We start from the raw sequence: 12383 nt of genomic DNA, 5'->3' as shown, positions 1-12383 counted from the left end.
TGCTTTTTTGAACTGGCAAGTCTTACGGCATGAACGCGCCTACGCTTACGTCCTACCTAACCTAGAATTTTTCAAGGGTTTCAGGAGTTTTGAATCGTCTTTCAAGGGGTTAAAAACCAAAGTTGATTTCTGACCCCCGGCTCTCTGAAATTGTCCAATTGGTGTCATTGTTCTGCTTAGAGTCACCCAGCACATCCATGACTTTTCCACTCAAAGCATCTTTAAAAAGCCGGGAAAATCCGCCAAAAATGGTGAAGCGGTCAATATACCAACATTGGTTGGTGCGGATCGTCCTCCGGTCTATTTCTTACTTTCGTAGGGACATCTGGCTGATCGTCACGCTCTTGCTTCTGATTGGGGCATCGGTGCTTTGCAACCTTCTCAACGCTTGGCCTATGGCGATTCTAGTCGATACGGTTCTCTCTCCAACCCCGAAACCCAACTGGATTCATCGGCTGTTTCTTGCCCCGCTTGGGGAAGGCAAGCTGAACCAAATTTTCGGAATGGCGTTCGTGGCAATGCTCATCAGAATCCTGAGCGATACCGTCATGATGCTCCGTAAAATGTTGAACTACCGCATCCAGTACAACGGAACCTTGCGGGTTCGCACCGAACTCTACGACAAAATGCAGGCGCTGAGTCTCGGCTGGCACGGTTCGCGATCGCAAGGCGACGCTATCTACCGATTGAGCTACGACAGCCTCGGTCCTTGGGGGGTAATCGATACGCTGATCGGCTCTACCGCTGCATCGGTGACGCTGACGGCGATGATCTGGATCATGCTGTCGCGCCATGTCCTTCTCACCGTGTTCGCACTTTCATTCACGCCGCTTCTGTTACTCGCGAACTGGTACTTCGAGGGAAGGATTCGGCGTCGGGCGTTTGAGTCGAAGCAGACCGATGCGATCATGACCTCAACCATGCAGCAAGCGATAGAGTTGATCGGACTCATCCAGTCTTTCCGTCGAGAAGCGACGGAGTCGCGGCGCTTCACGCGGGTGGTCGATCGCAGCGTCGCTGCCTCCATGCGGCTCCATTGGCAGGAAAACCTCTATCCGCTCGCGGTTCAGGTAGTCTTCGCTCTGGGAAGCGGGGTAATCTTCGGCTACGGCGGGTATCTGGTCTATCGCGACCAGTTTTTGCGCCAGGTGCCGAACGGCCTGACCCTCGGCGATCTGATCGTATTCTTGGCGTACCTTAATCAGTTCTGGGACCCAATCGGTTGGGTGTTGGGGTTCACGACCAAGATCCAGACATTCGTAGCCTCATGCGATCGCGTCTTTACGGTCATTGACGAGCCACCCACCATCAAGGACGAGCCTGATGCGCGATCGTTTCCCGTCCATCCCCGCACCCTAACCCTTTCCAACGTAAGCTTTGAGTACATCCCTGAGCGACCCGTGTTACGGGAAATCGATGCAACTATCGAACCGGGTCAGATGGTAGCGTTTTTGGGTCCAAGCGGCACAGGAAAAAGCACGCTGCTCAATCTCTTGCCACGCTTCTACGACCCGACAGGGGGCAGCGTCCAACTCGACGGTTTCGATATCCGCACCCTTAAGGTTGCCGATGTCCGCAAACACATGGCGCTGGTCACGCAAGGCAGTCCGCTTTTCCCCGGAACGATCGCGGAGAATATTACCTATGGCTGCGAGGAAGCGACCTTGCAAGAGATTCGGGAGGCGGCGGTGGAATCCGGGGCGGCTGAGTTCATCGAAGCCTTGCCGGAGCGGTACGATACGATGCTCAGCGAGGGCGGTCAGAACCTTTCCGGCGGACAGCGGCAGCGGTTAGCGATCGCGCGGGCGCTAGCGACGAAGGCTCCGATACTCATCCTCGACGAACCCACGAGTTCGCTAGATTTGAAGCACGAGCAATGGGTTATAGAAACCCTCCAGCGTCTGCGTCGCAAAAGAACAATTATCTTAGTGACGCACCGACTCGAAACTGTCGTAGACTGCGATCGCATTTTTGTGATGCAGGAGGGCGAGATCGTTGAAGAAGGCACTCATGACGAACTTCTATCCCAAAAAGGACTCTACTTCCGAATGCTGGACTACAAGCCATCCTCGACCTGACGATGCTAGAAAATTGAAACACTTTAAGCTCATTCCCCGCCTGAAGGTCGGAGGATCAGCGCTAAAGCAGTCAATTCTACAGATTCCCACTTGAGATTTTGTTCGGGTAATTATCGCACCCGGCAACATTCTGGAACACGATGGTAAGCGACAGTTTCAGATAGGCTATGAGTGTCTAGAGATGTCCCTCTAATCAAGACATGGGAGTTCGCATGGCAACTTATCTGGTTACGGGTGCTAATCGGGGAATTGGTTACGAATATTGCCGCCAACTGCAAGCGCGGGGTAATGTCATTGCCATTTGTCGCACTGCTTCTGAGGAGTTGAAGCAGCTAGGGGTGCAGGTTGAGGAGGGGATTGATATTACCTCTGATGCATCGGTTGCTGATTTACGCGATCGCCTGGGTGACACGACGATTGATGTTCTAATTAATAATGCCGGAATCATCAAGCGCGTGACGCTGGAAAACTTGGATTTTGAGAGCATTCGAGAGCAGTTTGAAGTGAATGCGCTGGGGCCTTTACGAGTGACTCACGCCCTATTGCCACTGCTTAAAGCAGGTTCCAAGATTGCGCTGATGACAAGTCGGATGGGTTCAATTGCAGATAATACCTCTGGCAGTTCTTATGGCTATCGGATGTCGAAGGTGGCGTTATCGATGGCTGGCAAATCGCTATCTCTCGACCTCAAACCGCGTGCGATCGCAGTGGCAATTCTGCATCCAGGGTTAGTTCAAAGTCGTATGACGAACTTTACTGGCATTACACCGGAAGAGTCTGTAAAGGGTTTGTTGGCGCGGATTGATGAGTTGACGCTGGAGAATACAGGCACTTTTTGGCACGCCAATGGGGAGGTGCTTCCCTGGTAAGTTATCAATTACCAATTACTAATTACCAGCTTGCCAAATCGGAATTCCTGCTACCGTTGGAACAGCCAACATCTGACCATCTGGGCTAAATAATCCTGTACTAGCACCACTACTCACATCAAAACCACTAAGAGGCCATTCCTTGCGAATTTCGACATTAATAATACGTGAACCAGCTACCTGACCAGCAACCAAGTAGGTTTTAGCATCAGGACTGAGTGATAACTGGTCATCCGTTCTGTCTACCGAAGCCGAAACAGTACGCACAGTTCCACCCGTTTTCACGTCCCAAGTGCGGAGGTGAGCTTCATATATCGCGTCTTTTGACAGGCTGGTTAACGTTCGACCATCCGGGCTAAAGGCCATGCTCTGGGGAAGTAACTGATCTTTTTCTTTTAGGGTATGGAGGAGTTGACCTGTGTTAGGATTCCAAAGTTGAATCAAGCCTTGCCAGTGATAAGTTCCTCCCTTGAGGATAGATTGATTGGAACCGAGGCTGGCTAACACTTGGCTATCAGGGCTAAAACGCACCCCTCGTAAAGATTTGATATTACTCTTTAATACAAAGCGCTTTTCGCCGGTTGCTACATCCCATAGCTGAATCTGCGGATTTTCGGAACCAAAATATTTTCGGGCGCTACTGGCAATAGATTGTCCGTTTGGGCTAAATTCCAAGCTGGAAATAATGCTAGCCGGGAAATTTTCCCCAGAATCCTTAGAGCCGCGAAACTCTGCGCTATTGGTAAAAATTGGTTTTTTCCAGATCGGTTCTCCGGTTTTGCTATTCCACAGACCAACTGCTATTGATTTATCAATTTGCGAGTAGATGATGCTGGCAACAAACTGTCTATCAGGGCTGATGGCAACATCTCCAAAGGAAGTGGTATCGTCGGCTTTGATAGATGAGAGTAATTCCCCTTTCGTTACATCCCACAACTGAATGGCTTTACCCTGTTCACCATTACAGACGAGTAGAAGTCCATTAGAGCTAAACTTGGCATAGTTTGCGACAGTGGGCAACTTGTGAACTAGCTTGGAGTTTTCCCAAGATGGTTTAGCTTGAGCTACGGAAGCGGTTGGTGCTTGAGCGAAGAAGCCAGCAGAATGTGCCACAGATGTCCCCACAAGTGTAGCGATCGCAAGGACGGTCACTGTTAAGGCAGTTGTTTTCTTCATACTCAAGGCAAAAGTAGTAGTGATTCACTACTAACTAATGACTCTAGATGAATGGTTCTGTTTCCCTTGGCTTGGCAACACTTCGCTCAAGATAGAGACATGAATGAGGCTTCGTTTGCGATCGCCTTCTTTTAGAATGGCTTGTAAGTTGGGCGGTTTGCCTCGCTTCCTTTTGGGGATGAGGCTGCGATCGCGTGCGGTCAAATTCGTGCGCGTCTTGCCAGTGCAGTAAATCCGATTGGTGCCTATGATTTGCACATTGCAGCGATCGCTTCACTCATCGATGTGTTCTAGGGAGTTTTGCACTCTATTCTTCACACACTTTCCTTAGAAATTGACCAAGATCTGTTGTCTCTAATTCTGTAAGAGTCATTTCCTTTGCTATAAGCCAATTCTCGACTTTATCCCAACTAGGCTTCATATCTCCAAGTTTCTCGTAAGGCTGAAGTGCTCGATATTTATTACCTTTTACTTTTTTGATTGCTGCCTCAGACAAATAATTCTCAGTAGCTCGATATTTTAGAATGTGGCATTTAATCCCAGCTTGACAACACAATTGGCTAAAATCATTAATTCGTTGTTGTAATGGAGCATCAGCAGAAGAACGTTCACTGTCAATTAAAGCGTAAACTTCTTCACAAATACGTCTAACTTCGCATAAGCCTTCAAGAGCATTGTTGTGAATACCTTCGCGTCCTCTTAAAGGCAAGAGGACAACGTCCTGGTCTTTTTTATATAAACGAAGAAACTGTTGAATTACTTTTAAGTCAGTAGACCCCTCTACAAGTAAGATTTTTCTGAATCCGAGTTCTATATAGCCAGAGAAGCTTAATTCACCAAGCAATTCTGCTGGTCGAGGTTCTCGACCATATTCGGCAACTCTACTCCCTCCATCAGATTCCTTTTGAACAGAATAGATTCGGTCGGCACTTGTTCGTGCTAATCCAAGACTGTGAGTGGCAAACAAAATTCCTTGAGTTGCATATTTAGCAATAGTTATAAGGAAGCGAGATTGTAGCAAGGGATGAAGATTAAGTTCAGGCTCGTCAATAAGTATGTAGGACGGTTTTTGTAAAGCTATATTCGCAAGCACCAAAAAAAATTGAGCTAGACCAGAACCTAGTTCATGAAGAGTATATACCTCTCCGTCTATAGAAAAATTGAATGTTTGATCATTGACGGACGAATCAATCTTTAGATTTTCAAAACCAAAGATTCCTTTAAGATCATTAGTAATATTGTTCGTAGATTTGATGATTGACTTATCAAAACCTGTTGAAGATTCTCTCCATTTTTTAATAAAAGGGGGGCCTATAGTGATATCAAAGTAGCTAATATGCAAGTACTGAATCGTTTGAACTTCATTTATGTTACTAGTTGGGAAAAGATTAATTGCATTTCTGAATGGACCAATGTATTGTGTTTCCGCCAAATCTTTGAACACATTAAGAACAGCAGCCAGGTATGCTACAGGAGAAAAATTGTGATCTGGATCAATAAGCTGTACTCCATCAAACTTATAGGTTTTAGGTGGAAGAGACTGATTTCCTTGATAGATCAAAGCAGTAAAAATTGTCTGGTTTCTTGGAACAGAGATGACTATTTTAGACGGAGATAATTGAATCTCTTCTTTGTCGTCAGCCTCGTCGGGCACAAATTGAAGTTGTATTTCGAGAGGACGAGGATTTGTCGCATTACAAAAGACATCTTGAGGGGTTAAGACTTCTTTGGGAAAATTAAATCCATATGAGCGACCTGCTGCCAATTCTACCCAGGGGTTGCCGGTAGAAGCTACTTGAAAGAGCTGACGAAATTCATAGAAAAACTTTAGTAAGGAAGATTTCCCTGAATTATTAACTCCTATAAAGGCAGTGCAACCTTTCTGTAGAGTAATTTGAGCTGGCTTAAAATCTGGAAAGCAACGATAGTTTTTAATCGTTATCTCAACTTTCATGCGAAATCTACGAACTCCTAGAAACGTATAAGATAATTACATCTGAAACACTTACTCAAAGAGCGCTCGCCGCCTCACTTCAGGTAAGCCTCTGCTTTTACAGCGCGATCGCATTTCCCTGACAACCCAAGGAAAACACTATTTCGACTTTCGTTTCGACTTGGGTGGTGTTCGGTGTGCGCCAAAGTATTTTTCACTGCGGTAGCGAAGCCACACCCGCAACTGCTGCGGAATCTTGTCTTTTTGTTCTTTCGTTAGCGTGTTGTAAAGGGCTAAAGCGCGATCGCGTTCTCCCCGACAAGCAGCGTTATTATGAGCATCCCAGTAGCTACGGGCAACCCGAATCCGCCGACAAACTTCCTTAATGAGTGCTTCTCCCGTGAGAGGATTTTCCTGCTTTGCCATACTTCAATCAGAACGCCCTACCCTAAATCCTAACCCGTAGCATCAAGGTGATTGCTCCTTCTTCGATCTAGTGTTTGGAAGGATTATGCGATCGCCTTCCTTTAAAATTACTTGTCAGTTGGGGAGATACCCCAATTGAGCGTATCTTCAATAATTCTTCTGCTGCTCATCCACAAAACACCACAGCCATTGCTCTCCTAACTCCGCTGAGCTGATTACAGTATGTCCGGTTTCCTCATAGTGACGACGAGCATGCTGATGTTCTGACGAGTCGCAGCACAGCATCTTACCGCACGTCTGACAAATGCGAAGATGCACCCAACGACCATTGATCCGCATGCACTCTTCACAGCGAAACACCGGATAGTTGGCTTTATGGATTAGGTTTTGCAGAGTCACTTCATTGAGGTGTTTGCAGGACATAGGGTTTCCTAATCAATGTATGAGTTGGAGTCGCTCATGGGATGCTTCCAATTCTAGAGCCTAAAAGAGCGATCGCTTGCTTTCTGTACCCCTTGAAAATATCGCTGTGCGTTCAGTTGTCAAAGCTGAGTTGTTCTAGGGTGCGCTGCGGTGTAACAACCCAACTCGTCTACGGAGAACACCAATGATTTCCCGATTGCATCAACAGCCGATAATTTAGCCTAAAAATAGAAAATTCCTACATCGTCTTCTAGTTTCTGAATTAGAAACCGGGAACTGAGAGCTGAAACAGCCGAATAGACTCGAAGTTAAGTGAATCTTTCTGATTTAGAGCCTAACGATAATGCGATCGCCACTTCTTCTAAGTCTAATAATCGGTGTAGCCAGTAGTGTTCTAAGCGTCTCTATTCCTAACTCCCCGTTCCTGGCGGCTGAAACCACTACTCCGAATCAAAGGCTACTCAATCAACCTCGACAAGTCTCACCACAAGTTGCGCTGACACTCGAACGGACAGCCTGTTTTGGCTTTTGCCCCATTTATAAGCTCACTGTTTATGGCAATGGCAAGGTGGTTTACGAGGGCAAACGGTTTGTGAAAGTGACTGGCACCCGAACAACAACTATTAGTAAAACAGCAGCGAGAAAGCTCATTGCAGACTTTCAAAAGCTCAATTACTTCAAGCTTCAAGACAGCTATACAGGTGGACACACCGATGCACCTTCTGCCATCACCTCATTGACAATCGGCAAGAAACAAAAAACAGTACACCATTACCTTCCTTCACCTGATGCACCGACTCAACTAACAGAATTGGAAAATAAAATCGATACCGTAGTGAATTCTAAGCAGTGGATTGGAACAGATGCTGAACGCGCCCCACGGGGAACTACGAAGTAATTGGATTGGCATCCCGCGCAACTTGCCGGAGGCATCTCGCTCTTACTCAATGGCTACAAAACTTTGCCCCTAGATAGTCGCAATCAGGCAATTCAAGAATCCCTAAAATAGTCCTAAACAGATGGTGGCTGCGCTAGTATGATGCACAAGGAAGTTGCGTGTTAACTGAGGTAGAAGCCGAACGCAACAGAGCGATCGCAGCTAGAGTATAGGACAGCACAACAGGCAGAACGGTTAAGAGCTGCGGGTCTCGATCCAGATACGTGAAGTTATCCCGCCAAGGGTTCGTTCATTTTGATTACCGAAGGTTTCCCGATGTCAAAATCTCCCTCGATTATCAATGCTGATATGAGTCGCTCGGTTACTCCAGAACTTCTGAAAGGTTTGGAAGGTTTCCTTGCCTTTATCGATAACGGAACAGATATCGAGGCAGTTTTTGATATTGCTGCTGCCTTAGCCAACCATGAAGTTTCTGCTGCTGCGATTACCTATCTCAAGTCCTATCCTGAAATCGCTCAACTTTTTGAAGAACAATATATTGCACCGACTCCCAATTTAGAAGCGTTACTCAAGCTGCCTGAAGATTCGTTAGGCTTTGCCTATGCCTCTCATATGCGAGCAGCCAAGCTCGATCCAGAGTTTTATCGCCAAGTCGAACTTCAAGATGACACAAGCTATTTAGCACTGCGTATGCGACAAACTCATGATATTTGGCATACCGTGACAGGATTTGGCACCGATCCTGTTGGAGAGATTGGGCTGCAAGCATTTACGCTCGCGCAAAATCGCTCTCCCCTTGCAGTGATGTTGATTGCCGCAATCACCCTGAATACGATCAAGATGAACAGCGATTTAAACCCGCTTGTACGTCTCATTCAGCAGAGCTACGATTTGGGGGATCGGGCAAAACCCTTTCTAGGGCAAAAGTGGGAAGAGGCTTGGGAAAAACCACTAGGAGACTGGAGAGCGGAGTTAAATGTCACTCCTTTTCGCCATGTTTGAGCAGAGCTAGCGGTTGTTTAATCTGTCACGTCTATTCTGGGATTCCAGCAAAGACTGATGGATAATTTGCCAACGTAGAGCGATGCCCCACACTCAAAAAAGTCGTCCCTTTCGCGTGTAAATTCAGAGTACACGCGAATCGGTGGCTGCGGCTATCAAGCGATCGCGCTAGGTGAATCGCCACTGCTAATCCTTATCTTCTCCATCCTTCTCCTCTTGTCCATCCTTCTCCTCATCGTCATTTTGATCGGATGAGCCAGTGGTCTCTTGCCCCTCGTTATCGTCATCATCAGCCTGATTACCCTGGTTGGATTCTTTTTCCGATTCTTGTACAGGTTCGGAATTTTTAGCGGCTTCACCACAACCAATCAGAACGATATTCCCTGCGAACATCACAAACAGACCCAAGCAAAAAGCACTAAAAGATTTATTCCACAACGGTATCATTTGGGATTTAGATTCTCCATCAATACGATTCATATCTTTTTAAACTTTAGCGAACTGAACGGGATTTAAACCTTAGATTTGATATGTCTATGGTCATGGATTGGCTTATCTCCGGACTTGAGCTTGCCAGCTTCCATTGCATTGGCTATTTCAATCAGCAGGTATTTTTGCACAAATGGGATGCTTCCGCCGAGCGCCCTAAAATATCAGGTAGTCGATGGAAGTTCCAACAACTCCGGTTGTTCTTCGACAAGAGCTAGGGGTTGTTTAAGCTGCCAAGTCCTATCCTGGGAGAGTTCCAGCAATGACTGATGATAATTTGCCAACGTAGCACGATGTCCCACACTTAAGAAAGTAGTCCCTTTTGCCTGCAAATGTTGATACAACCGTTCCTCGTTATCCAAATCTAGGGCGCTAGTTGCTTCATCTAGGATGGCGTAGTTGGGTTTGTTCAGCAGCAACCGGGCGAAAGTTAGCCGTTGTTGTTCGCCCAAAGAGAGGACATCTGCCCAATCCTCCTGGGCATCAAAACCGCCAAATCTTTCCTCTAAACCTGCTAAATTAACCTGTTCCAGCACTTGCTTTAAGTGTTCGTCGTCAACCTCAAGATGCGTGTTGGGATACAGCAATTGATCGCGCAGAGTACCAAGCACCATGTAGGGACGTTGCGGCAAAAATAGGATCTCGTCGGATTCAGGACGAACAATTTTCCCTGTACCAGAATCCCACAAACCTGCGATCGCTCTCAGCAGCGAACTCTTACCACAACCACTTGGTCCCATCACCAAAAGTCCCTCTCCCGCAGGTAACTCTAGCGACAAATCTTCGACTAATGTGCGCTGATAGTTAGGCGTTTGCAGGCTGAGATGTTGGACTGCCAGCCGATCTGCTGATACCGTCTGAATCCTGGGTTGCTCATCGGATGCCCGATCTGCCTCTGCCTGTTCTAAAAACTGGGCAAAGGTATAAAGACGATTAATCCCAGCGCCAAAAGTGGTCAATTGCTGGAAGCGGGCAACGACAACATTGAGCGAGAAAAAGACGCGGACAAAAGCCCCCTGTGCCTCAGAAACTTTACCCACCTCCATTTCCCCGGCAAAAATCGCGGGTGCGACAACTAGGGCAGGCAGGACGAAGGGGATGAACTCATAAGCGTTGGTGAGAACATTTAAGTTTAATTCCCAAACCAGTAGGCGTTTGACGTTCTCAAACACATCGAGGAACCGATGCTTAACTTGGTTTGACTCCTGTTCTTCCCCTCGATAGAATGCGATCGCTTCCGCATTCTCCCGAATCCGCACCAAACCAAAGCGGAGATTCGCTTCTCTCTTCAATTGTTCAAAGTTGAGTCGGACAAGCGGCTTACCAAATACAAAAGTTGTTACTACTGTCCCAATTAGGGCATACAGCACCAGAAACAACACCAGGGGTTTAGAAATGCCCCAGAGTACGCTGCTGAAGGCGATCGTTGACAACACAGACTGCACCAACACCAGTACAAAGGTGAGAGATTCCTGGGTAAAACTCCTAACATCCTCTGCAATCCGCTGATCTGGGTTATCGATTTCAGTGCCTGAGATATGCAGATTGTAATAGGCGCGATCGCGAAAGTAGTTATCCACGAATCGATGGGTGAGCCATTTCCGCCATTGCAAACTCAGGCGATCGCGCAGATAGGTATAGCCTGCGAGCAACGGTGCATAGATCACCAGCACGCCAATGAAAATGATGACAGTTTCCCAGAAGCGTGGCTCATCACGGGCTGAGAGGGCTGAAATCAGCACTCCTCGCTTGTTGTTGAGAACTACACTCAATCCTGTATACGCCAGCAGTAACAGCACGACTCCCAGCAATAACCCTCTGGCTTGCCATTTTTCATCCCCTGACCAATAGGACTTAGCGATCGTCCAGAACTGCTGGACTACATTGAAATTCAATCGATCCATCGGCTTATTTTCCTTACTTTGTCTGTCAGGAGATAATGAATAAAGGCGAATCAGAGCGAAATCTGCTCAACGACTGGTGCGACTCATCTCTGGACAATTGTTAAATTATGCTACAAATTTTTAACACGGTGAGTATCCCAGAGTATGAGATTGAGATGATTGCAATGCCCTCTCAAGGGGCAGGCGGGCAAAACGTCAATAAGGTACCAAATTCTGAGCGCAGTTGCAGCCAATCAATACAAACTTCTGCCAAATCTTCAGGTATAAAAGTGCGGAGTGCGATGCCAATTGCAGAAGCTAACTATACAAAGGCGCGAATAATAAGTTATGAAGGGGCAAGTTTAGCGGAAAACTAGCTTATTTATAGTCAGCTTGATTTGTGAACAAAGAGCATTACCGCGATCGCAGAAAACACAACCACGTCAATACATTAATCAACAATCGTTACTTTGGTACCTAACTTCACCCAACCCTTCTCAATTAACTGCTGCAAAGTGTTTGAGTCCAGATGGATGCAGCCACCTGAGTTAGCTTGACCAATATTGTCAGGATCGGGTGTACCATGAAGTGCGATTGAAAACCAGTAAGGCGTTCCCTGAAATGTACTCATTTTGGGACCCGTGATGCTTGTCGTTGAAGTGAGTCCGATATAGCCATTTCCATAAGCTCTGTCTGGGCTACCGTTCCCATCAAAGTCAAGATGGTTCATGTTCTTGAATAGCTGAACTAATCCTTGCTGAGGGTTAACTAAGTTGCGATACTGAGTAACTTTGACAAAACGCTTAACGTTATTTTGGGAAATCTGGTTGTACTCAGACTTTTTGTAGAGAATCAAGTCTACGCTCATCTCGCCTGTGGGAGTAACAAAGTCATTCATGTTTTGTTTGTCTTTGAGTCCGCCCTTACCAATGCCGATAGTTGCTTTGTAAATCGGAACGCTTTGGTTATTGAGTACCTCCAAGCGCTTGTCTACTCGATGAATGAGCAGCGAGTAACGTTCTTCTTGAATGCTGTTGAGTTTCTCAGCATTATTTACGGATGGTGGCAAGGATTGTGGCTTGGCTTCAATTACGTTTTTTGGAGTTGAAACGACAGCATCAGATGATGCACAAGCGCATAGGGCTATTGGTAGTGCAACTAAGAGCCAGTTTGAGATGAGACGAGATGTTGTAAACACAACTAACC

13 protein-coding genes and 1 pseudogene are annotated in these 12383 nt (G+C 46.7%); 5 read left to right on the top strand and 9 right to left on the bottom strand.

Annotated elements, in window-relative coordinates:
- Positions 1-197: 197 nt before the first annotated feature.
- Both NDI44_RS04055 and NDI44_RS04050 read left to right on the top strand, forming a co-directional pair.
- Positions 198-2078 (top strand): ABC transporter ATP-binding protein, encoded by a 1881-nt coding sequence (locus NDI44_RS04055; RefSeq protein ID WP_339380644.1) that lies wholly within the window; start codon positions 198-200, stop codon positions 2076-2078.
- A 212-nt stretch (positions 2079-2290) separates the two neighbouring features.
- Positions 2291-2947 carry an SDR family oxidoreductase gene (locus tag NDI44_RS04050; RefSeq protein ID WP_190412482.1) on the top strand — a complete coding sequence of 219 codons (657 nt, stop codon included), beginning with the start codon at positions 2291-2293 and terminating at the stop codon, positions 2945-2947.
- An 18-nt stretch (positions 2948-2965) separates the two neighbouring features.
- Here NDI44_RS04050 and NDI44_RS04045 read toward each other — a convergent pair whose 3' ends face one another.
- From NDI44_RS04045 to NDI44_RS04025, 5 genes are all read right to left on the bottom strand, one after another.
- Positions 2966-4123, bottom strand: coding sequence for a hypothetical protein (locus tag NDI44_RS04045; protein WP_190412481.1), 1158 nt, complete (start codon positions 4121-4123; stop codon positions 2966-2968).
- 30 nt (positions 4124-4153) lie between these two features.
- Positions 4154-4381 carry a hypothetical protein gene (locus NDI44_RS04040; protein ID WP_190412480.1) on the bottom strand — a complete coding sequence of 76 codons (228 nt, stop codon included), beginning with the start codon at positions 4379-4381 and terminating at the stop codon, positions 4154-4156.
- Between the two features lie 49 nt (positions 4382-4430).
- On the bottom strand, positions 4431-6077 hold the full coding sequence (locus tag NDI44_RS04035; protein ID WP_190412479.1) for an AAA family ATPase: 1647 nt from the start codon (positions 6075-6077) through the stop codon (positions 4431-4433).
- Positions 6078-6215: 138 nt separating this feature from the next.
- On the bottom strand, positions 6216-6482 hold the full coding sequence (locus NDI44_RS04030) for a Precorrin-3B methylase (protein ID WP_190412478.1): 267 nt from the start codon (positions 6480-6482) through the stop codon (positions 6216-6218).
- A gap of 147 nt (positions 6483-6629) precedes the next feature.
- Entirely contained in the window at positions 6630-6905 is a 276-nt protein-coding gene (locus NDI44_RS04025) for a UBP-type zinc finger domain-containing protein (protein WP_190412477.1), read from the bottom strand.
- 343 nt (positions 6906-7248) lie between these two features.
- On the opposite strand from NDI44_RS04025, the gene NDI44_RS04020 reads away from it, so the two are divergent.
- Together NDI44_RS04020 and NDI44_RS04015 are read left to right on the top strand one after the other, a co-directional pair.
- The gene (locus tag NDI44_RS04020) at positions 7249-7803 is read left to right on the top strand and encodes a DUF6438 domain-containing protein (protein ID WP_190412476.1); all 555 of its coding nucleotides are present in this window, start codon (positions 7249-7251) and stop codon (positions 7801-7803) included.
- 315 nt (positions 7804-8118) lie between these two features.
- Entirely contained in the window at positions 8119-8805 is a 687-nt protein-coding gene (locus tag NDI44_RS04015) for a Coq4 family protein (protein ID WP_190412475.1), read from the top strand.
- Positions 8806-8836: 31 nt separating this feature from the next.
- Here NDI44_RS04015 and NDI44_RS04010 read toward each other — a convergent pair whose 3' ends face one another.
- From NDI44_RS04010 to NDI44_RS04000, 3 genes are all read right to left on the bottom strand, one after another.
- Positions 8837-8989 carry a hypothetical protein gene (locus NDI44_RS04010; protein WP_190412474.1) on the bottom strand — a complete coding sequence of 51 codons (153 nt, stop codon included), beginning with the start codon at positions 8987-8989 and terminating at the stop codon, positions 8837-8839.
- A gap of 2 nt (positions 8990-8991) precedes the next feature.
- On the bottom strand, positions 8992-9285 hold the full coding sequence (locus NDI44_RS04005; RefSeq protein WP_190412473.1) for a hypothetical protein: 294 nt from the start codon (positions 9283-9285) through the stop codon (positions 8992-8994).
- A gap of 173 nt (positions 9286-9458) precedes the next feature.
- Positions 9459-11198, bottom strand: coding sequence for an ABC transporter ATP-binding protein/permease (locus NDI44_RS04000; RefSeq protein WP_190412472.1), 1740 nt, complete (start codon positions 11196-11198; stop codon positions 9459-9461).
- A 107-nt stretch (positions 11199-11305) separates the two neighbouring features.
- Between NDI44_RS04000 and NDI44_RS03995 the strand changes: the two are divergent.
- Positions 11306-11413: pseudogene (locus NDI44_RS03995) on the top strand (aminoacyl-tRNA hydrolase); the annotation flags it as partial.
- 215 nt (positions 11414-11628) lie between these two features.
- Here the strand turns inward: NDI44_RS03995 and NDI44_RS03990 are convergent.
- Entirely contained in the window at positions 11629-12375 is a 747-nt protein-coding gene (locus tag NDI44_RS03990) for a L,D-transpeptidase (protein WP_190412470.1), read from the bottom strand.
- Positions 12376-12383 lie beyond the last annotated feature (8 nt).

Source organism: Trichocoleus sp. DQ-A3, assembly GCF_039961975.1.
Taxonomy (GTDB): Bacteria; Cyanobacteriota; Cyanobacteriia; order Cyanobacteriales; family FACHB-T130; genus FACHB-T130.
Note: the sequence above shows the minus strand (reverse complement) of the source record. Positions and strands in the feature narration are given on the sequence as shown.

What these genes read in the sequence shown, in the direction of transcription:
- NDI44_RS04020 (WP_190412476.1), top strand. Translation starts at nt 7,249, where the DNA reads ATGCGATCGCCACTTCTTCTAAGTCTAATAATCGGTGTAGCCAGTAGT.
- NDI44_RS04045 (WP_190412481.1), bottom strand. Translation starts at nt 4,123, where the DNA reads ATGAAGAAAACAACTGCCTTAACAGTGACCGTCCTTGCGATCGCTACA.
- NDI44_RS04000 (WP_190412472.1), bottom strand. Translation starts at nt 11,198, where the DNA reads ATGGATCGATTGAATTTCAATGTAGTCCAGCAGTTCTGGACGATCGCT.
- NDI44_RS04055 (WP_339380644.1), top strand. Translation starts at nt 198, where the DNA reads ATGACTTTTCCACTCAAAGCATCTTTAAAAAGCCGGGAAAATCCGCCA.
- NDI44_RS04025 (WP_190412477.1), bottom strand. Translation starts at nt 6,905, where the DNA reads ATGTCCTGCAAACACCTCAATGAAGTGACTCTGCAAAACCTAATCCAT.
- NDI44_RS04050 (WP_190412482.1), top strand. Translation starts at nt 2,291, where the DNA reads ATGGCAACTTATCTGGTTACGGGTGCTAATCGGGGAATTGGTTACGAA.
- NDI44_RS04035 (WP_190412479.1), bottom strand. Translation starts at nt 6,077, where the DNA reads ATGAAAGTTGAGATAACGATTAAAAACTATCGTTGCTTTCCAGATTTT.
- NDI44_RS04015 (WP_190412475.1), top strand. Translation starts at nt 8,119, where the DNA reads ATGTCAAAATCTCCCTCGATTATCAATGCTGATATGAGTCGCTCGGTT.
- NDI44_RS04005 (WP_190412473.1), bottom strand. Translation starts at nt 9,285, where the DNA reads ATGAATCGTATTGATGGAGAATCTAAATCCCAAATGATACCGTTGTGG.
- NDI44_RS04030 (WP_190412478.1), bottom strand. Translation starts at nt 6,482, where the DNA reads ATGGCAAAGCAGGAAAATCCTCTCACGGGAGAAGCACTCATTAAGGAA.